This window comes from Mesorhizobium sp. P2_E6, from assembly GCF_056403835.1.
Genome location: NZ_JBFUEQ010000003.1, coordinates 213,646 through 231,369, shown reverse-complemented (window position 1 = coordinate 231,369; position 17,724 = coordinate 213,646). Strand labels below are relative to the sequence as shown.

The 17,724-nt window shown below is 64.0% G+C and carries 21 protein-coding genes and 1 riboswitch; of the genes, 15 read left to right on the top strand and 6 right to left on the bottom strand.

What is annotated here, in order from left to right:
- Positions 1-18 precede the first annotated feature (18 nt).
- Positions 19-405: a MerR family transcriptional regulator gene (locus tag AC1D08_RS09035; protein WP_006203215.1), complete on the top strand. Its 387-nt coding sequence runs from the start codon at positions 19-21 to the stop codon at positions 403-405.
- Positions 406-411: 6 nt separating this feature from the next.
- Here the strand turns inward: AC1D08_RS09035 and AC1D08_RS09030 are convergent, their stop codons facing one another.
- A complete protein-coding gene (locus tag AC1D08_RS09030; protein WP_457150499.1) occupies positions 412-888 on the bottom strand; it encodes a methyltransferase family protein in 477 nt (158 codons plus the stop codon).
- Entirely contained in the window at positions 885-1,883 is a 999-nt protein-coding gene (locus AC1D08_RS09025) for a heparan-alpha-glucosaminide N-acetyltransferase (RefSeq protein ID WP_457150500.1), read from the bottom strand. Before AC1D08_RS09025 ends, AC1D08_RS09030 begins: the two co-directional genes overlap by 4 nt.
- Positions 1,884-2,119: 236 nt before the next feature.
- On the opposite strand from AC1D08_RS09025, the gene AC1D08_RS09020 reads away from it, so the two are divergent.
- Positions 2,120-3,319 (top strand): MFS transporter, encoded by a 1,200-nt coding sequence (locus tag AC1D08_RS09020; protein WP_457150501.1) that lies wholly within the window; start codon positions 2,120-2,122, stop codon positions 3,317-3,319.
- A 3-nt stretch (positions 3,320-3,322) separates the two neighbouring features.
- Here the strand turns inward: AC1D08_RS09020 and AC1D08_RS09015 are convergent, their stop codons facing one another.
- The gene (locus AC1D08_RS09015) at positions 3,323-4,498 is read right to left on the bottom strand and encodes an aromatic ring-hydroxylating oxygenase subunit alpha (RefSeq protein ID WP_457150502.1); all 1,176 of its coding nucleotides are present in this window, start codon (positions 4,496-4,498) and stop codon (positions 3,323-3,325) included.
- A 141-nt stretch (positions 4,499-4,639) separates the two neighbouring features.
- Positions 4,640-4,836, top strand: a riboswitch (cobalamin riboswitch).
- Positions 4,837-4,872: 36 nt separating this feature from the next.
- Here AC1D08_RS09015 and AC1D08_RS09010 point away from each other — a divergent pair.
- From AC1D08_RS09010 to cobO, 4 genes are read left to right on the top strand one after another with little or no spacing between them, the layout of a single operon-like run.
- Positions 4,873-5,052, top strand: a complete 180-nt coding sequence (locus AC1D08_RS09010; RefSeq protein ID WP_095087280.1) for a CbtB domain-containing protein — start codon at positions 4,873-4,875, stop codon at positions 5,050-5,052.
- Between the two features lie 15 nt (positions 5,053-5,067).
- Positions 5,068-5,871, top strand: a complete 804-nt coding sequence (locus AC1D08_RS09005; RefSeq protein ID WP_457150503.1) for a CbtA family protein — start codon at positions 5,068-5,070, stop codon at positions 5,869-5,871.
- Entirely contained in the window at positions 5,864-6,379 is a 516-nt protein-coding gene (cobU, locus tag AC1D08_RS09000) for a bifunctional adenosylcobinamide kinase/adenosylcobinamide-phosphate guanylyltransferase (RefSeq protein ID WP_457150504.1), read from the top strand. Before AC1D08_RS09005 ends, cobU begins: the two co-directional genes overlap by 8 nt.
- Before the next feature lies 1 nt (position 6,380).
- Positions 6,381-7,004 carry a cob(I)yrinic acid a,c-diamide adenosyltransferase gene (cobO, locus tag AC1D08_RS08995; RefSeq protein WP_457150505.1) on the top strand — a complete coding sequence of 208 codons (624 nt, stop codon included), beginning with the start codon at positions 6,381-6,383 and terminating at the stop codon, positions 7,002-7,004.
- 22 nt (positions 7,005-7,026) lie between these two features.
- On the opposite strand, the gene cbiB is transcribed toward cobO, so the two are convergent.
- A complete protein-coding gene (gene cbiB / locus AC1D08_RS08990; RefSeq protein WP_457150506.1) occupies positions 7,027-7,995 on the bottom strand; it encodes an adenosylcobinamide-phosphate synthase CbiB in 969 nt (322 codons plus the stop codon).
- Between cbiB and cobD the strand changes: the two genes are divergently transcribed.
- Both cobD and AC1D08_RS08980 read left to right on the top strand, forming a co-directional pair.
- The gene (cobD, locus tag AC1D08_RS08985; protein WP_457150507.1) at positions 7,994-9,043 is read left to right on the top strand and encodes a threonine-phosphate decarboxylase CobD; all 1,050 of its coding nucleotides are present in this window, start codon (positions 7,994-7,996) and stop codon (positions 9,041-9,043) included. The two genes, cbiB and cobD, sit on opposite strands and share 2 nt — an antisense overlap.
- Positions 9,040-9,549 carry a tyrosine phosphatase family protein gene (locus AC1D08_RS08980; RefSeq protein WP_457150508.1) on the top strand — a complete coding sequence of 170 codons (510 nt, stop codon included), beginning with the start codon at positions 9,040-9,042 and terminating at the stop codon, positions 9,547-9,549. Before cobD ends, AC1D08_RS08980 begins: the two co-directional genes overlap by 4 nt.
- 41 nt (positions 9,550-9,590) lie before the next feature.
- On the opposite strand, the gene AC1D08_RS08975 is transcribed toward AC1D08_RS08980, so the two are convergent.
- Both AC1D08_RS08975 and AC1D08_RS08970 read right to left on the bottom strand, forming a co-directional pair.
- Complete coding sequence (locus AC1D08_RS08975; RefSeq protein ID WP_457150509.1) at positions 9,591-10,394, bottom strand: creatininase family protein; 804 nt, start codon at positions 10,392-10,394, stop codon at positions 9,591-9,593.
- Positions 10,395-10,448: 54 nt separating this feature from the next.
- Positions 10,449-10,832, bottom strand: coding sequence for a RidA family protein (locus tag AC1D08_RS08970; protein ID WP_457150510.1), 384 nt, complete (start codon positions 10,830-10,832; stop codon positions 10,449-10,451).
- Between the two features lie 264 nt (positions 10,833-11,096).
- Between AC1D08_RS08970 and AC1D08_RS08965 the strand changes: the two genes are divergently transcribed.
- The 7 genes from AC1D08_RS08965 to AC1D08_RS08935 are packed head-to-tail and all read left to right on the top strand — an operon-like array spanning position 11,097 to position 17,655.
- Positions 11,097-12,101, top strand: coding sequence for an ABC transporter substrate-binding protein (locus tag AC1D08_RS08965; protein ID WP_095087295.1), 1,005 nt, complete (start codon positions 11,097-11,099; stop codon positions 12,099-12,101).
- 11 nt (positions 12,102-12,112) lie between these two features.
- Positions 12,113-12,943: an ABC transporter ATP-binding protein gene (locus AC1D08_RS08960; protein ID WP_477422977.1), complete on the top strand. Its 831-nt coding sequence runs from the start codon at positions 12,113-12,115 to the stop codon at positions 12,941-12,943.
- Positions 12,930-13,781 (top strand): ABC transporter permease, encoded by an 852-nt coding sequence (locus AC1D08_RS08955; protein ID WP_477395497.1) that lies wholly within the window; start codon positions 12,930-12,932, stop codon positions 13,779-13,781. The genes AC1D08_RS08960 and AC1D08_RS08955 overlap by 14 nt, the downstream gene beginning before the upstream one ends.
- Positions 13,782-13,785: 4 nt before the next feature.
- Positions 13,786-15,084, top strand: coding sequence for a cytosine deaminase (locus AC1D08_RS08950; protein WP_477422975.1), 1,299 nt, complete (start codon positions 13,786-13,788; stop codon positions 15,082-15,084).
- Positions 15,084-16,487 carry an FAD-binding oxidoreductase gene (locus AC1D08_RS08945; RefSeq protein WP_457150520.1) on the top strand — a complete coding sequence of 468 codons (1,404 nt, stop codon included), beginning with the start codon at positions 15,084-15,086 and terminating at the stop codon, positions 16,485-16,487. The genes AC1D08_RS08950 and AC1D08_RS08945 overlap by 1 nt, the downstream gene beginning before the upstream one ends.
- Positions 16,487-17,068 carry an NAD(P)H-dependent oxidoreductase gene (locus AC1D08_RS08940; protein WP_457150514.1) on the top strand — a complete coding sequence of 194 codons (582 nt, stop codon included), beginning with the start codon at positions 16,487-16,489 and terminating at the stop codon, positions 17,066-17,068. Before AC1D08_RS08945 ends, AC1D08_RS08940 begins: the two co-directional genes overlap by 1 nt.
- Positions 17,068-17,655: an NAD(P)H-dependent oxidoreductase gene (locus AC1D08_RS08935; RefSeq protein WP_457150515.1), complete on the top strand. Its 588-nt coding sequence runs from the start codon at positions 17,068-17,070 to the stop codon at positions 17,653-17,655. The genes AC1D08_RS08940 and AC1D08_RS08935 overlap by 1 nt, the downstream gene beginning before the upstream one ends.
- Positions 17,656-17,724 lie beyond the last annotated feature (69 nt).

Here is a 17,724-nt window from a genome sequence, read left to right as displayed (position 1 = left end):
CGGGGTGTGGGAGTGACAATGCGGGAATATTATTCGATCACCGAGCTGACCCGCGAATTCGACGTGTCGACGCGGACGCTGCGCTTCTATGAGGACGAGGGGCTGGTGCAGCCGGTGCGGCGCGGCCGCACGCGGCTGTTTCGCCCGTCCGACCGCCACCTCATTCGCCAGATCATGCGGGGAAAACGGCTCGGCTTTTCGATCAATGAGATCCGCGAAATCATCCAGATGTACAAGGAGCCCCCCGGCGAGGTCGGTCAACTCAAGCTGATGATCAAGCGCATCGAGGAAAAGCGCGAGGACCTGCGGCAGAAGCGCCGCGACCTCGAGGAGACGCTGGCCGAACTCGACCAGGCCGAGGAATCCTGCGTCGAGCGGCTCGTCGAACTCGGCGTCAATACGTAGCGCTGTTCAAATCCAGCGCCGCACTCTCTTGGCGTAGTCCCGGTATTTCTTGCCGAATTTCGCCGCCAGCACCTTTTCCTCGCCCTCGATCGCGACCTTCTGCGTGACAAAGGCAGCGATGAAGGCGAGCGGCAGGAACCATACGATCCCCGAGACAAAGGCGACGCCGATCAACAGCAGCGTGTTGGCCAGATACATCGGATTGCGGGTAATGCCGAACGGGCCTGTGGTAACCAGGTGATCGGGCACCGCGTTGGGATTGAGCGTGGTCTTGGCCCGAATCATGGTGCGGATCGCGGTGAACCAGAGTGCCGCGACGCCGAGCAGGGCCACCCAGCCGGCGGCGAACAGGATATCGCCCAAGAGGTCGCCAATCCAGGGCAGGGGATAGAGCAGGCCGAGTGCGATGCTGATGGCGATGGCAGCAATGTAGATCACTGGCGGCCACGGTATGAGCCCTGCCTTCGGCTGGTTCTCGGTCATTTGACCCCTCCCTCCGTCATCTTGTCTTCGGTCTTGGCGGTGCACATACCGGCGAGATCGGATATATGCGTCTTCCATTCGGCAGTCTGGTCGTTGTTGTAGAGCCGATCAAGTGAGGCTTCGCTCTCGAGCGTGTCGAGCATGCAGACACAGTAGCTCGAACAGAATTCGATGTCGCGCGACTGCTCGCAAGACAGCTGGCAGGTCTTCAGGAAGTTCACCTGCGGGGTTTCGACCTTCGCCGGCATGACTTGCGCGAACAGCCACACACAGCCGATCAAAAGCGGCTGGTGGATCAGGTAGAAGGCCAGGCTGTGGCGGCCGATGAAGATCAGCGGGTTGGCCCAGCGGCCGGGTGTCAATTCGGCAAGCCGGGCAAGCAAGCCCGAAGCGGAGGCGAGTTTAGTTACCGCGATGCCTGCAAGTACGGCGCCGAACCACGGAAACAGCGGCACGTAGTCGTTGGAACGCGGATTGATCGCCGACAGGCCGATCCACCACAGCCATGGATGGTCGAAGGCCTCGAAGCGCAGATAGACGGGCGCTGCGATGACCAGCGCTGCCACAAGCAGCGTCAGCAGCGCGGGCAGCCGCAGGAACGCGAGGCCGAGCAGGCTGGCCAGCGCGATCTCGTGCAGGATGCCGAAGAAGATAAAACCGTCCGGGGTGGCAATGCGGGTGGCAACCGAGATGGCGATCGCCGCTCCGGCGACCATGGCGAAGCGCCTCCAGAAGCCGTTCCAACGGATTTGCCGGCCATGGGCGAGGTATAGGCTGACGCCGACCAGGAACAGGAAGGTCGAGGCGATGCAGCGCGCGTAGACCTTCCACCAGCCGAAGGCGGTGAGGCCCGGGTCGGTATAGCCGAAGAATTCCAGGTCCCAGGTGAAGTGGTAGCTCGCCATGGCGATGAGCGCGATGCCGCGCACGATGTCGATGGCGACGATGCGCTTCGGTCGATCCTGAACAGATGCGGTCGGCGTGTGGATGCTCATGGTCTCGTATTTCTGATTCAGCCCCGCAAGACGACTATCACGGTTGCCACGGACAAAAGAAGGCCGGCAGCTTCGGGTATAGGCTGCGCTGCAGACGCTGGATCAGGCGCCGCCTTAGGCCAGCGCCGGAAAGCCTTTGGCCGACTTCGCTTTTGCCGGATAGGCGTCGGTTTCCTGTTACCCGCGCAGGAATCACCACGGCAGATTTGACCCGCTGATTCTGCTTTGGGGAAGCAATGTCCACCCATGTGCGCCACCCGGTCTGGCTGCCGGCCTTGCGGCCGGCCGACGCGCGCACCTTCGCCTCGCTCTATGCGGTCGAATCCTTCGCCCGCGCCACGGTGTCGAGCGTCATCCCGATCCAGGCCTACGAGATCCTGCATAACGAGCAGATCGTCTCGATCCTCTACACCATCGTGGCGATGCTCGGCCTGTCGGTAACGCTGTTCATGCCGATGCTGATCCGACGCTTTGCCCGGCGCTGGGTCTACACGGCAGGCGCCTGCCTGCTGGCCATCGGCGCGTTGTTCTTCGTCACCCATACGCTTGCCGGACAATTGGCCGGCATGCTGTGCCGCGTGATGGGCGCCAGCGCGCTGTCGATCACGCTCAACCTCTACATCATGGACCACATCCGCAAGACCGATTTCATGCAGGCCGAATCACTGCGCATGGCGTGGTCGATGTTGGCCTGGACCGGCGGGCCGACGCTCGGCATCTTCCTCTACACGCGCTTCGGCATCTACGCCGCGCATGGTGCGGTGGCGGTGTTCGCGCTGGCCTTGCTGGCGCTGTTCTGGACCTACCGCCTGGGCGACAACCCATCGATCCGCCCTGGCAAGATGCGGCCGGCCAATCCGCTCGCCAATATCGGTCGCTTCGTCGCCCAGCCCAGGTTGCGGCTGGCCTGGCTGATCGCCTTCGGCCGCTCCTGTTTCTGGACGACGTTCTTCGTCTACGGGCCGCTGTTCATGGTCATCACCGGCGAGGGCAAGCTGGCCGGCGGTCTTTTGGTTTCGGCCGGCAATGCGCTGCTGTTCATGGCCATTTTCTGGGGCAAGGCGGGAAAGCGCTTCGGTGGCCGCCGAACCATGACATTTGCCTATTTCGCCATGTCGGCCATGCTGCTGGCGGCGGGTGCGGTTGGCCAAACCGTGCCGCTGCTCACCGGCGCCTTGCTGCTCTGCGGCGCTTTCTTCACCATCGCGCTCGATGCGCTGGGCTCGACCGCCTTCATGCGCTCGGTGCGATCCTATGAAAGGTCGCAGATGGCGGCGGTCTACCGGACCTATCTCGACTTTTCCGAACTGACGCCGCCGCTGGTCTATTCGGTGGTGCTGGCGTTCTTCGGGCTGGGCTCGGTGTTCGTCACGCTCGGCCTGCTGGCGGCGGTCTGCGGCTTCGTGACCTGGCGATACCTGCCGAAATCGCTGTGATCTTCAGGGCTTGGGGATAACCGCTGCGTGCCGCTCGCGGATCCAGTTGTGGAAGCGGTGCAGGTCGTACTCCTCGGGCATCAGCACGCCGGCCGCATGGCGCATCGAGCGCAGACCTTTCTGATTGACCTCGCAGATCGCCGCATCCTCCTCCAGCACCTGTTTGCCGAAGGCGACGATGTTGTCGATGTCGGTTGCATCAAGCGCCTCCGGCGCAAACAGCCATTCGGCGACAAGCTCGGTCTGCTCGGGGCCAAGCGGCACCAGCCGCACGGTCCTGATATAGTCGACATGGCCGACGACGAACATCGACGGCAGGTTGGTGGCGTAGGTCTGGCCGGCGGCGCGTTCGGCTGATGTGAGGCCGGCAAAGACCGGCCCATGCGCCTGTCCGTCGCGCGACCATGTCTGCGCGCCGGCGCGCAGGCCGCCGGAAAACTCCGGCGCGTCATTGTCGGCGTGGCGGGACCATTCGGGATCGTCATGGCGGCCCATCAGGCCGCGGCCATAGATCGGCACCAGCCGCGACAGGTCCTTGTGGACGCCCGGACAATGCAGGCACTCGTTGAAGTTTTCCCAAAAGATCTTCCAGTTGCAGTTCATCACCTTTCGCAGCACATGGCCGGTAACAAGCGTCTCCAGCGGCCAGTTGGCGAGACTGCCGGATGCTGGATCGAAGGATATTTCCGCCGAGCCGGCGGCGTCCTCCTGCAGATTGACGAAGACAAAACCGCGCCATACGGAGAGCGCCACGCGATAGAGCGGATGATTTGCCTTGTCGAAGCCTTCCGGCAGCGACTTCGACGGCACGCGCACGAGGTCGCCGCGCAGCGAATAGGACCAGGCATGGTAGGGGCAGGTGATGAGCCGCGCCTTCAGCCGGCCTTCGCGTTCCTGGCAAAGCTGCGAGCCGCGATGGCGGCACGTGTTGTGGAAGGCGCGCAGTTCGCCGGTTTCGTCGCGGAGCGCGACGATTTCCTGCGTGCCGACGCGGAAGGTGCGGAATGAAAGCGGCTGCGCAAGGTCGGCCTCGCGGCAGACGAGCAACCAGCTTTTGTACCAGATGGCGTCGAGATCGCGCTGATAACTGTCCGCATCCCAATAGGCCGACGATGGCAGCGTGGGTTCGGCCCGGGTCAGGCCGTTGTAGGGATCGCGCTCGCTGGCAATGGGCTGCATGGCTGGCTTCCTGTGGACTTGTCAGCCGACACCCGACCACGGGAATTGTCAATTGTTGTGCCGGAGACCCGATTTATCTGGATGGCGCAATCGCGCTGGTTGTCGGCGGAATTTGGTTTGCCGGTCGCGACGATTTTCCCTATAGTCGCGCTTGTCGTCGGTTCCGTTTGGAGCCAAGAGGGAATGCGGTGCGGGCGGACTTGTTGCCCAATGCCGTGGCTGCCCCCGCAACTGTGTGCGGTAGTCCTCTCCATATGCCACTGAAGGTTTCTCTTCGGGAAGGTGGGGAAGGGCGCTGATCCGCGAGCCAGGAGACCTGCCGGCGACAGGAAACTGACTTCGATGCCCTCGGGTGGAGGGTGAAAGGACAAGACATGACTACCGCTTCCGTCTCCCTCGGCGCCTCCGTCTCCTCGCAGTCGCGCTTCATGCAGCTTGCACTCGTGGCGCTGCTCGGCATCTTCGTCGTCGGCTTTGTCGGCTTCTCGCATATCGATGCGGTCCACAATGCGGCTCACGACTATCGCCATTCGATGGCGTTTCCCTGCCACTGACGAGGATTTGACATCATGAACCTGTTTCGCAACGTCGTGTTCATCGCGGCGATCGCAGGGCTCGTGGCCGGCGTCGTTCTCGCATGCCTGCAGGCCTATGCCACCGTGCCGCTGATCCTCAAGGCGGAAGTCTACGAACAGGCCGGCGGCGGCCATCACCATGACCATGCCGCTCCTGCCGCAACCGATACCAGCGCCATGAGCACAGCCGCTCCGGCGGGGAATGCGATGAGCTCCGCCGCCCCGGCGCCGGCGGAAGCAGCCGCTCCGGCGGCGGAAGACGAAGGCTGGGCGCCGGCCGACGGTTTCGAGCGTTTCGCCTTCAGCGTTGTCGCCAATATCGTCACCGGCATCGGTTTTGCGCTGATCCTGGTCGCGGTTTCCGAATTCGCCGGCGGCATCGGCAATTGGCGCCAGGGCGTGTTCTGGGGCCTGGCCGGCTTTGCCGTGTTCACGCTGGCACCGGGCCTCGGCCTGCCACCGGAATTGCCTGCCATGCCGGCGGCCGATCTCACGCAGCGCCAGATCTGGTGGTGGGCGACGGTGGTGGCGACCGCGGCGGGTCTCGGCCTGATCGCGTTCCGCAAGTCGCTGCCGCTTGCAATCCTTGCCGTCCTGCTGATCGTCGCGCCGCATATTGTCGGCGCACCGCAGCCCGACAGTTTCGAGACGCCGATCCCGGAAGGCCTGCACCACCAGTTCGTGGTGGCGGTTACGGTGACCAACCTGGTGTTCTGGCTGGTGCTCGGCGCCGTCGTCGGCGTGGTGCGCGGCCGCTTCACCGGCACCGCGACCAGCCTGCGCGACAGCTTTGCCTGATCGCAGCAAGCTGACCTTCATCATCGGCGGTGCGCGCTCCGGCAAGAGCGCGCATGCCGAAACCCTGGCGACGGTTCTACCCTCGCCATGGACCTATATCGCCACGGCGCAAGCCTATGATGACGAAATGCGTGAGCGTATCGCGTTGCACCGCTCGCGGCGCGGCGAGGGCTGGGCGACCATCGACGCACCGCTCGATCTCGCCGGCACGCTCGAGGCTTTGCCGGACGATCAGCCGGTGCTTGTCGACTGCCTGACACTGTGGCTGACCAATCATATGCTGGCCGAACACGACCTCGACCTTGAATGCCGTCGGCTGACGGACGTGCTGTCGCGGCCGCGCGGGCCCTGGTTCGTCGTGTCCAATGAAGTCGGCCAAGGGATCGTGCCGGACAACGCACTGGCGCGCCGTTTTCGCGATGCCGCCGGCCGGCTCAACCAGCAGGTGGCCGCTGTCGCCGACACGGTGCTTCTGATGGTGGCGGGGCTGCCGCTCAAGGTGAAATGAAATGACCGATATCGACAACAAGACCGACCGGGATGAAGAACGCCACCGCGCCAAGATGGCCAAGCGCAAGGCGGTGCAGGATGCCGAGGTGGCGGCCAAGACGATCGAGAAGGGGCTGCTGATCGTCAACACCGGGCCGGGCAAGGGCAAGACCACCGCTGCTTTTGGTCTGGCTTTGCGGATACTCGGCTACGGCAAGCGTGTCGGCGTCGTCCAGTTCATCAAGGGCAAATGGCACACCGGCGAGAAGGATGCCTTCGCCGCCTTTGGCGACCGCGTCGTCTGGCACGCCATGGGCGAGGGGTTCACCTGGGAGACCCAGGATTTGAAGCGCGACATCGCGGCGGCCGAAGCCGCATGGGCCAAAGTGCTCGATCTGATGGCCGATCCGTCGATCAGCCTGTTGGTGCTCGACGAGCTGAACATCGCACTGCGCTACGATTATCTCGATCTCGACAAAGTGGTTGCGGCGCTGAAGGCGCGGCGCGAGGGCCTGCATGTCGTCGTCACCGGCCGCAACGCCAAGCCGGCAATGGTCGAGGCGGCCGATCTCGTCACCGAAATGGGTGTAACCAAACACCATTTCTCGGCGGGCGTGAAGGCGCAGCAAGGCATCGAGTTCTGATAGCCTTAACCAGCAGGCCCGATCACGCGACGATGACGATTGCCGAGACCAAACCGAACAGCGCGATCAGCAGATAATCGGCGACACGATAGAGTTTCAGCGCCTGCCTGATATCGATGCTGTCGGCTTCGCGGCGGCCGCCTTCGCCCATGAAGACGTCGTCGACCAGCACGCCGCCGTAGCTGCGCGGCCCGGCGAGGGCCAGGCCGAGCGCGCCGGCCATCGCCGCTTCCGGCCAGCCGGCATTGGGCGAGCGGTGTTTTTTCGCGTCGCGCCACACGGCATGCCAGGCGTTTTTCGCATCAGCACCCCTGACCAGGAATGCGGCCAGCACGATCAACAGCGCCGTCAGCCGCGATGCCGGCAGGTTGATCCAATCGTCGAAGCGCGCCGCCGCCCAGCCGAACGCTTCGTGGCGCGGGGTGCGGTGGCCGATCATCGAATCGGCGGTGTTGGCGGCCTTGTAGGCAGCGCCTCCGGCCAGCCCGGCGACCCCGGTCCAGAAGGCGGGAGCAACGATGCCGTCGGAAAAATTCTCGGCCAGGCTCTCGATCGCCGCGCGGCTGACACCGGCCCGGTCCAGCGATTCGGGATCGCGGCCGACAATGCGCGAGACGGCGATGCGTCCAAGAGCAAGGCCACCTGTGTCGAGCGCGTCGGCCACGGCCTCGACATGCTCGTAGAGGCTCTTCTGCGACAGAAGCGATGTCGCCAGAAGGGCGGCAATGATCAATCCCATGGGAACGAACCAGAGCAGGATCTGCACGCCGAGCCCGATCGCCGCCGGCACCAGCACGATGACCAACAGCGCCTGGACACCACGCTTGCGACGCAGCGCGTCGGGATCAGTGGCGCGGTTGAGCCGGCCGTCGAGAAAGGATATCAGCCTGCCGAACCACGTCACCGGATGGCCGATGGCGCGAAACAGCCAGTCCGGGTAACCCAGGACGAATTCAGCGGCCAATGACAGGAAAGCGATCAGGATTGACATGAAGCTTCTTGATGGGGCGGCGGTGGACCATGGTGGAAGTCTCGGCCGGGCGAGGGCGCTTTTCCCCAACGCGCCGCAGCCTTTCGTCGACCTCTCGACCGGTATCAATCCGCACTCCTACCCGCTTTTCGAGTTGCCCGCCACCACCCTGTCGCGGCTGCCGGAGGCCGGACGTGGCCGCGAGCTGGTCGAGATCGCGGCGAGCGCCTATGGCGCGCCTTCGCCGGCCAACCTTGTCGCGGCACCCGGCACGCAGATCCTGTTGCCGCGCGTCGCATCGCTGATAGCGCCCGGCAAAGCGCTGGTGCTGGGTCCGACCTATGCCGAACATGCGCGGGCAGCGGCGATCGCCGGGCACGCGGTGACGGAGGTCGGCGATTTCGAAGTGTTGGCGGAAGCCGACCTTGCCATCATCGTCAATCCCAACAATCCGGATGGGCGCATCATCGCGCGCGACAGGCTGCTGGCGCTGGCCGCAGGGCTGCGCGCCAAGGGCGGGCTGCTGGTCGTCGACGAGGCGTTCATGGATGTCGGCCCGCGTCAGCACAGCCTTGGCGGCGATGTCGGCCGGGGCGGCATCGTGGTGCTGCGCTCGTTCGGCAAGTTCTTTGGCCTGGCCGGGCTGCGGCTCGGTTTTGCGCTTTCCGATGCGGCGACGGTCGGCCGGCTGGACAACCAATTCGGACCATGGGCCGTCGCCGCCCCGGCGCTGGAATATGGCATCCGCGCGCTTGCCGATATCGACTGGCAGGACGCGATGCGGGCATCCCTTGCGGAGGCATCGGCACGGCTCGACGCGCTGTTCGGCCGCTTCGGCGCTGCTGTCGCGGGCGGCACCACATTGTTCCGCTATCTCCACTTGCCCGACGCCGCCGACCTGTTCGCCACACTTGGCGAGCGAGGCATCCTGCTGCGCCATTTCGCCGACCGTCCTGGCGTCTTGCGCGCCGGCCTGCCGGGGAGCGAGGTGGAATGGCAGCGGCTCGAATCCGCTCTTGCCGAATGGGCGTCGCGGCGCAAGGATCGATCGAAGGGTTCGAAACAATGATCCATGTCTGTTCGCTGGCAAAGGTCGAGGAAACGGTGGCAAGGACCGGCGCCGATCGCATGCTGTCGTTGCTCGCCGCCGGAACCGATGTTGTGCGCCCGGCCTCGATCGCCCGGGAGAATCATCTGCATCTGGTCATGCACGACATTGCGGTGGCGCAGGACGGCATGACCATGCCGGGCGAGGAGCATGTCCGCAACCTGCTCGATTTCGCGCGCCGATGGGACCGGGCAAAGCCGATGGTCGTGCATTGCTATGCCGGCATCAGCCGCTCGACCGCCTCGGCCTACATCATCGCCGCGGCATTGGCACCGAAGCGCGACGAAGCCGAACTGGCTCAGACGCTGCGGACGCTGTCTCCCTCAGCGACGCCCAACCCGCGGCTGATTGCGGTGGCCGACCTCCTGCTCGACCGCAACGGCCGCATGATCGAGGCGATCCAGGCGATCGGGCGCGGCGCCGACGCTTTTGAAGGAGCGCCCTTTGCGCTGAAGATCGACCTCTAGGACATGTTGATATTCAGGTGACCTGCCCTGAGACGGGAGTGCTATTTCAGCCAGTCGGCAAGCTCTGCCTTCCGCACATCGCGCAGCAGGCTGATGAAACCATCGGCCTGATGTTCTGATGTCAGCCGGCCTTTCTCGGCCGTGGCGATGCTGGCATCGCCGACCACGCCATTCGGGTTGAGATCGCTGGCGATCCAGGCAAAGGCATGGGTGCCGGTGTGGCGCAGCAGCGAAAATTCCTTTTCAGCCTTCGCGACATTGGAAACGAAATTGTCGGCCTTGCCCATGTCGACGAGATCTGGCCGGAAATGCAGCATCAGCGACGTCTCGACATCGCCGCCATGGATGCCGTGACGGTCCTCGATTTCGGTGTACATGCCCGCCGGGCGGCCAAAGCGCTGCCAGCTGGTCTTCACCGCCAGCATGTTTTCGCGCACGCGCAGTTCGCGCGTGACGATGCCCATGATCTCTTCATTGCCGCCATGCGAATTGACGACGATCAGCTTGCGCACGCCGGCCCGTGCGATCGACAGGCCAATTTCGGTCCAGGCGTCGACCAGCGTCGTTGCCGGCAGGGTGAGGGTGCCCGGTGCGTGAAGATGCTCGTTCGACTTGCCCACCGCCTGCACCGGCAGGATGCGGATGTCGAGATCGTCTGGAAGGCGGGCAATCACTGTGTCGAGCATGCCGTTCATGATCGCAGTGTCGGTCGAGACCGGCAGATGCGGACCATGCTGCTCGATCGCCGCCAGCGGCAGCACGGCGATCGTCGCCTCCGGGTCGATCGAGGCGTATTCGGTCGTGCGGTAGTCGCCCCACCACACGCGTTTGTTTGCAACGGTCATGTCACGCCTCTTCGATAATAGGTCAGACCTAGCGCGGCAAGCGCGGCCTGTCGATCACCCAGCCGCGATGGCCTCGACCTCGACCTTGAATTCAGGCCGGGCGAAACCCGAGACGATCATCAGCGTCGAGGCCGGCGCCGGGCTGGAAAACAGCCGGTCGCGGACATCCATATAGGGTCGCAGGTGCGCGCGGTCGGTGACGTAGGCGTTGATGCGGACGATATCCTGCAGCACCAAACCGGCCTCTCCGAGCACTGCCGCGATGTTGCGGAAGCAGAGTTCGGCCTGTGCGCCGGCATCTTCCGGTATCTGGTCGTCCGCCGTGATGGCGACCTGGCCCGAGCACAGCACCAGCCGCTTGCCGGCGGGCACCTCGACGCCGTGGCTGTAGCGGGCAAAGGGTGGCTTTATCGACTTCGGGGTGAGGAACTTGAACATGGCAATCTCCGGTTCGCCGGTAGCCTAAGACCGGATGCACCATACCTTCAAGATGGCGGTGCATGTCGCTGGGGCGATTGTGGACAGGCGTTCAAAAAATAGGCACGATGCCTCCGGTGCAGCACGACCCGTCCGGCTTCGCAGATGGCTGTGGTGCAAGCGGGCGGTCCCGGCGCAAGACGCCGGTGGCATGTGTCTTGCTTCTTGAATCTCTGGTGTCGAGCCTGGCGCGTGGCGTGCCGGAGCAAACAAAGGGTGATGTTGATGTACGGAAAACAGAAGATCTCGGTGGCGGTGGTGGCCCTGCTTGCGGCCAGCACGCTCGGTGCCGCGGCGAATGAAAAAGTCACCTTCGGCACCAACTGGTTGGCCGAGCCGGAGCATGGCGGATATTATCAGGCGGTGGCTGACGGCACCTACGCCGCCTGCGGCCTCGACGTCACCATCATGCAGGGCGGTCCGCAGGTCAGCGGCCGGCCGATGCTGCTTGCCGGCAAGATCGATTTCTACATGGGCGGCAATCTGCTGTCGGCTTTCGATGCCGTCCAGCAAGGCATTCCGATGCGCGTGGTGGCGGCGGATTTCCAGAAGGACCCGCAGGTCATCATGTCCCACCCCGGCGAGGGGCTCGACAAGTGGGAAGATCTGAAGAACGCCGACCAGTACATATTGGGCGACGAGGGCGTGCAGACCTTCTTCCAGTGGATGGTCATCGAGCTCGGCTTCGACGCCGCCAAGCGCGCGCCCTACACCTACAACACCGCTCCCTTCCTCGCCAACAAGAAGTCGATCCAGCAGGGCTACGTCACCTCCGAGCCGTTCGCGGTCAAGAAGGAAGGCGGCTTCGTACCGAACCAGTTCCTGCTTGCCGACTATGGCTGGGACACCTACTCGACGACGATCGAGGTGATGCAGGACACGATCGACAAGAAGCCGGAGGTGGTCCAGTGCTTCGTCGATGGCTCGGCCAAGGGCTGGTACAAATATCTCTACGGCGACAACAAGGCCGCCAACGACATGATCAAGAAAGACAATCCTGACATGAGCGACGAGCAGATCGCTTTCTCGATCGAGCAGATGAAAAAGTTCGGCCTTGCCGATTCAGGCGACACCGAAAAGCTCGGCATCGGCGCCATGACCGACGCGCGCATCCAGAGCTTCTACGACAAGATGGTCAAGGCCAAGGTCACGCCAGCCGGCATCGACATCAAGAAGGCCTACACGCTGACCTTCGTCAACAAGGGTGTCGGGCTCGAGCTGAAGAAGTAGGCCGTTCCGGCATGATGCAGGAGAATGTGGCGCAAGCGCCGGCGAACGCGTCGGATGTCGCTCCGACATTGCTGGCGCTGCGTGGCGTCGGCAAGGTCTTTTCCAACGGCGTGACGGCGCTCAACGATGTCGATCTGACGATCCGGGAAGGCGATTTCCTCAGTCTGCTCGGACCGTCCGGTTGCGGCAAGTCGACGGCGCTGCGGCTGATCGCCGGCCTGTCGACCCCGACCTCCGGCGTGCTCGACTGGCGCGGCGGCGGCTCGCTTGACCGCTCCAACATCGGCTTCGTCTTCCAGGAGCCGACGCTGCTGCCCTGGGCCAGCGTCTTCGACAATGTCTGGCTGCCGCTCAGGCTGAAAGGCGTTTCCCGCGCCAAGGCGGCGCCGGCGGTGACGCAAATGCTGGCGCGGGTTCACCTGACCGGCTTCGAAGACGCGGTGCCGCGCGAACTGTCCGGCGGCATGAAGATGCGTGTCTCGATCGCGCGCGCCATGGTGACGAAACCGCGTGTGCTGTTGATGGACGAGCCGTTCGCCGCGCTCGACGAGATCACCCGCTTCAAGCTCAACAACGATCTTCTGGAGCTGTGGCAGGACGAGCGCTTCACCGTCGTCTTCGTCACCCACAGCGTCTTCGAAAGCGTGTTTCTCTCCAACCGCGTCGTCGTCATGGCGGCGCGGCCGGGCAGGGTGTTCGACGAACTCGCCATCGAGGCAGCCTATCCGCGCGACGAGGCGTTCCGGACCTCGCCCGACTATGCGGCGTTGTGCCGGCAGGCCTCCGACGTGTTGGTCAAGGCCATCAATTCAACAGCAGGCGCGCATCATGACGGCCATTGACGAGGGCGTGCTGAAGCTCGATCCCGAGGAAGCGCGCCGCGTGCGCCAGGATCGGCTCGAACGGATTGGTCGCTGGGTGTTGCCGCTGGCGATCATGATCCTGGCGATCTGGCTATGGGATCGCATCTGCGTGTGGAATGAGATCCCGCAATACATCCTGCCGCGCCCCGGCGTGGTGCTGTGGACGCTCTACAACGATGCCGGCCTGCTGTTTTCCGCGCTGCTGGTGACCTTGCGCATCACCTTCCTCAGCCTGGCCTTGGCCGTCATCGGCGGTGTCGGGCTGGCGGTGCTGTTCGCGCAATCGAAATGGGTCGAGATGTCCTTCTTCCCGTTCGCCATCGTGCTGCAGGTGACGCCGATCGTGGCGATCTTTCCGCTGATCAACATCTATGTCGACAACCAGACGACCAAGCTCCTGCTCTGCGCCTGGATCGTTGCCTTCTTTCCGATCCTGTCCAACACAACGCTCGGCCTCAATTCGGTCGACCGCAACCTGCGCGACATGTTCAAGCTCAATGGCGCGACGCGCTGGCAGCAGTTGCGCTATCTCAGATTGCCGGCGGCGATGCCGTATTTCCTGGGCGGGTTGAAGATCGCCGGCGGCCTGTCGCTGATCGGTGCCGTGGTGGCCGAGTTCGTCGCCGGCGCCACCGGCCAGTCGTCGGGGCTTGCCTCACGCATCATTGAAGCCGGTTACCGGCTCAACGCGCCGCGGCTGTTCGCGGCGCTGTTCCTGATTTCGCTCACCGGCATCCTGATCTTCCTCGTGCTGTCGCTGATTTCGCATCTCATTTTAAGGCGCTGGCACGAAAGCGCGCTGAAGCAGGAGCGCTAGTTCCTTGGTACCGAACACAGGTTCATACCGCCTCGCCAACGCCCGGCTTCACGCGTCCCTGACGCCGGGATTCACAGCTGCTTTCGACAGCGATGGCTTTGCTCTTGCAGACATCGCTGTCGCCGACGGCAAGATTTCCAGCATTGCCGTACATGCCCGTACCGTGCCGGTGGACACCACAGACCTTGCCGGCCGCATCATCCTGCCGTGCTTCGTCGACTGCCATACGCATATCGACAAGGGCCATATCTGGCCACGAAAGCCCAATCCGGATGGCACCTTCATGGGTGCGCTGAGCGCCACCGGCGCCGACCGCACTGCGCGCTGGAACGCCGAGGACGTGGCGCGGCGCATGGATTTCTCGCTGCGCTCAGCCTACGCGCATGGGACCAGGGCGCTGCGGACTCATCTCGACAGCGTCGCGCCGCAAGAGGAAATCTCCTGGCCGGTGTTCGAAACGATGCGCGAGACATGGCGCGGCCGCATCGAATTGCAAGGCGCATGCCTGATCGGCATCGAGGGCGTGCGCGACAAAAAATGGTTCGACAGGCTGGCAAAAAGGGTAGCCGCGGCCAAGGGTGTTCTCGGTGTGGTCACCTATATGGTGCCGGATCTCGAAGAGCTGCTCGACCACGTCTTCGCGCAAGCGATCAAGCATGGCCTAGATCTCGATTTCCATGCCGACGAAACCGACGACATCGCGGCGATCTCTCTGAAGAAGATCGCCGAGGCGGCACTCTGGAACGGCTTCGAGGGCAACATCCTCGTCGGCCATTGCTGCTCGCTGGGGCGCCAGCCGGACCTCGATGTGCTCGACACGCTGGACAAGGTGGCGAAGGCCGGGCTCGCGGTCGTGTCGCTGCCGATGTGCAATCTCTATCTGCAGGACCGGCGCGGCGACCACACCACACCGCGCTGGCGTGGCGTGACGCTGCTGCACGAGATGAAAGCGCGTGGCATTCCGGTCGCTGTCGCTTCCGACAACACGCGTGACCCATTCTATGCCTATGGCGATCTCGACATGCTGGAGGTCTACCGCATGGCGACGCGCATCCTGCATTTCGATCATCCGGTCGCCGACTGGCCGCAAGCGGTCACCGCGACACCTGCCAGGGTGATGCGGCTCGACGGTTTCGGCACGCTCGCTGCCGGCGGGGATGCCGACTTCGTCGTGTTCAAGGGCAGGAGCTGGACGGAATTGCTGTCGCGGCCCGAATCGGATCGCATCGTCGTGCGCAGCGGGCGCGCGATCGACCGGCAACTGCCCGACTATGCCGAACTCGACGAACTGATGGTGGAATGATGGACGTTTCGGCGCTCAAACGCGATCTCGAAGGCCTGAAGCTCGACGACAATCCGGCCATCGTCCAGCAGAAGAGCCGCGACTTCTACTGGTACAGCCCGGTGCTGAAGCAGCAGCTCGACCATGTCACCGGCGACCTGATCGTGACGCCGAAGGACGAGGCCGAACTGATCCGCGTGCTTGCGGCCTGCCACAGGCATGGCGTGCCGGTGACGCCGCGCGGCAGCGGCACGGGCAACTACGGCCAGGCCATGCCGCTCTCCGGCGGCGTGGTGCTCAACCTTGCCGAAATGAACGAGATCAAGTCGATCGCGCCGGGGCGCGTGGTGACCGGACCAGGTGCGGTTCTGGCCGACATCGACAAGGCAACGCGGGCCCATTCCGGCCAGGAACTCCGGCTGTCGCCCTCCACCTACAACACGGCTTCGATCGGCGGCTTCATTGCCGGTGGCTCGGGCGGCGTCGGCTCGATCAATTTCGGCGGCCTGCGCGATTTCGGCAATGTGCTTCGCCTGCGCGTGGTGACCATGGAGGCCGAGCCGAAGGCGCTCGAACTCACCGGCGAGGATTTGCACAAGGTGACCCACGCCTTTGGCACCAACGGCATCATCACCGAAGTCGAGATGCCGCTGACATCAGCCTATGACTGGGTCGATGTCATCGTCGGCTTCGACAGCTTCATGGAAGCGGCCCGCTATGGCAATGCGCTGGCTTGCCAAGACGGCATCCTGACCAAGCTGATCACGCCGATAGCGGCACCCGTGCCGCAGCTCTATTTCAAGCGGCACCAGAAATTCCTCAGGGAAGGGCAGAGCGTCTGCGTCGTCATGGTGGCGCAGCATGGGCTCGACGCCTTCCTGGCCTTCACCAGCCGAACCGGCGGCGAGGTTATTTTCAATGCCGCCACAGCGACGCCGGAGGACAAGAAGGGCCTGCCGCCCGCCTATGAGCTGGCCTGGAACCACACCACGCTCAGGGCGCTGCGCGTCGACCCCTCGATCACCTATCTGCAATCGCTCTATCCCTTCCCCAACCAGCTGGCGTTGGTCGAGAAGATGGACGCGATGTTTCCCGGTGAGGTGTTCTCGCATCTCGAATTCGTGCGGCTGGACGGCAACATCACCTGCTTCGGCCTGCCGCTGGTCAAGTTCACCACCGAAGCGCGGCTCGACGAGATCGTGCGCATGCATGAGGAGAATGGCTGCCCGATCTTCAACCCGCACCGCTACACGCTGGAAGAGGGCGGCATGAAGCAGACGGATGCGGTGCAGCTTGCCTTCAAGCGCGAGACCGATCCGCAGGGCCTGCTCAACCCCGGCAAGATGATCGCTTGGGAAAACCCGGACTACGACTACCGTTCGGGCCGGACCTTCCTGTTCAAGGGGCTGCAAAAGGCCGGCTGATGAACATTCTCGTCCTCCACGCCCATCCGGTCGAGACCAGCTTCAATGCCGGCCTGCACCGGATGATCGTCGAGCGGCTGACGGCAGCGGGCCACAAGGTCGACGATTGCGATCTCTACGCCGAGGATTTCGATCCGCGCCTGACGCGCCAGGAGCGGCTGGACTACCACAATGCGCGCGGCCCGGCCGACCCTGTGGCGCCTTATGTCGAGCGCCTGCTGCGGGCCGAAGCGCTGGTGCTGTCCTACCCGGTCTGGAACTATGGCTTTCCGGCGGTCCTGAAAGGCTTCTTCGATCGCGTCTTCCTGCCCGGCGTGTCGTTCAAGCTGGTCAATGGCAAGGTGCAGCCCTCGCTGCACAACATCATCAAGGTCGCGGCGGTCACCACCTATGGCGGCAGCCGGTTCCGCGCCATGCTGATGGGCGATCCCCCACGCAAGCTGATCAAGCGCATGCTGCGCGCCACCGTAAAGCCCGGCGCGCCGGTGAGCTATCTCGCGCACTATGCAATGAACCTGTCGACCGCTGAAACGCGCAAGGCGTTCATGGCGAAGGTCGCGGCCAGCATGGACGCCTTCTGATGCGGGCTCTGGTTGTCTACTGCCATCCGGTGCCGGAGAGTTTTTGCGCGGCGATCCGTGCCACTGCCGTCGAGGTGCTGAAGGCGCGAGGCTGGGAGGTGCGGATGCTCGATCTCTATGCCGAGAAATTCGACCCGGTGATGGGATGCGACGAACGGCGCTCCTACAACGACCAGGCGCCGCAGGATCCGGCGCTGAAGCCGCATTTCGAGCTGCTCAACTGGGCCGAAGCGATACTGTTCGTCTATCCGACCTGGTGGTATGGGCTTCCGGCGATGCTCAAGGGCTGGCTCGATCGGGTGTGGGCGACGGACGTCGCGTTCAAGCTGCCGGCGGGCAAGGGGCGGATCAAGTCGCTGATGACGCATGTGACCAAGGTCGGTGTCATCACCACCTGCGGTGCGCCGACCTGGTGGAGCGTCGTCGTCGGCCAGCCCGGACGCAAGACCCTGCTGCGCGGCATGCGGGCGCTGTGCGCGAGGCGCTGCCGGACCTTCTTCCTGGCGCACTATCTGATGGATGCCTCGACGCCGCAGACACGGGCTGCGTTTCTGGCGAAGGTGCGATGGAAGCTGGAGCGGTTCTGAGGGGCTTGACCCTCCCCCTTGTGGGGAGGGTCACATAGCAAATGCCGCAAAGCGGCTTTTGCGAAGTGG

What these genes read in the sequence shown, in the direction of transcription:
- AC1D08_RS09035 (WP_006203215.1), top strand. Translation starts at nt 19, where the DNA reads ATGCGGGAATATTATTCGATCACCGAGCTGACCCGCGAATTCGACGTG.
- AC1D08_RS09030 (WP_457150499.1), bottom strand. Translation starts at nt 888, where the DNA reads ATGACCGAGAACCAGCCGAAGGCAGGGCTCATACCGTGGCCGCCAGTG.
- AC1D08_RS09025 (WP_457150500.1), bottom strand. Translation starts at nt 1,883, where the DNA reads ATGAGCATCCACACGCCGACCGCATCTGTTCAGGATCGACCGAAGCGC.
- AC1D08_RS09020 (WP_457150501.1), top strand. Translation starts at nt 2,120, where the DNA reads ATGTCCACCCATGTGCGCCACCCGGTCTGGCTGCCGGCCTTGCGGCCG.
- AC1D08_RS09015 (WP_457150502.1), bottom strand. Translation starts at nt 4,498, where the DNA reads ATGCAGCCCATTGCCAGCGAGCGCGATCCCTACAACGGCCTGACCCGG.
- AC1D08_RS09010 (WP_095087280.1), top strand. Translation starts at nt 4,873, where the DNA reads ATGACTACCGCTTCCGTCTCCCTCGGCGCCTCCGTCTCCTCGCAGTCG.
- AC1D08_RS09005 (WP_457150503.1), top strand. Translation starts at nt 5,068, where the DNA reads ATGAACCTGTTTCGCAACGTCGTGTTCATCGCGGCGATCGCAGGGCTC.
- cobO (WP_457150505.1), top strand. Translation starts at nt 6,381, where the DNA reads ATGACCGATATCGACAACAAGACCGACCGGGATGAAGAACGCCACCGC.
- cobD (WP_457150507.1), top strand. Translation starts at nt 7,994, where the DNA reads ATGAAGCTTCTTGATGGGGCGGCGGTGGACCATGGTGGAAGTCTCGGC.
- cbiB (WP_457150506.1), bottom strand. Translation starts at nt 7,995, where the DNA reads ATGTCAATCCTGATCGCTTTCCTGTCATTGGCCGCTGAATTCGTCCTG.
- AC1D08_RS08980 (WP_457150508.1), top strand. Translation starts at nt 9,040, where the DNA reads ATGATCCATGTCTGTTCGCTGGCAAAGGTCGAGGAAACGGTGGCAAGG.
- AC1D08_RS08975 (WP_457150509.1), bottom strand. Translation starts at nt 10,394, where the DNA reads ATGACCGTTGCAAACAAACGCGTGTGGTGGGGCGACTACCGCACGACC.
- AC1D08_RS08970 (WP_457150510.1), bottom strand. Translation starts at nt 10,832, where the DNA reads ATGTTCAAGTTCCTCACCCCGAAGTCGATAAAGCCACCCTTTGCCCGC.
- AC1D08_RS08965 (WP_095087295.1), top strand. Translation starts at nt 11,097, where the DNA reads ATGTACGGAAAACAGAAGATCTCGGTGGCGGTGGTGGCCCTGCTTGCG.
- AC1D08_RS08960 (WP_477422977.1), top strand. Translation starts at nt 12,113, where the DNA reads ATGATGCAGGAGAATGTGGCGCAAGCGCCGGCGAACGCGTCGGATGTC.
- AC1D08_RS08955 (WP_477395497.1), top strand. Translation starts at nt 12,930, where the DNA reads ATGACGGCCATTGACGAGGGCGTGCTGAAGCTCGATCCCGAGGAAGCG.
- AC1D08_RS08945 (WP_457150520.1), top strand. Translation starts at nt 15,084, where the DNA reads ATGGACGTTTCGGCGCTCAAACGCGATCTCGAAGGCCTGAAGCTCGAC.
- AC1D08_RS08940 (WP_457150514.1), top strand. Translation starts at nt 16,487, where the DNA reads ATGAACATTCTCGTCCTCCACGCCCATCCGGTCGAGACCAGCTTCAAT.
- AC1D08_RS08935 (WP_457150515.1), top strand. Translation starts at nt 17,068, where the DNA reads ATGCGGGCTCTGGTTGTCTACTGCCATCCGGTGCCGGAGAGTTTTTGC.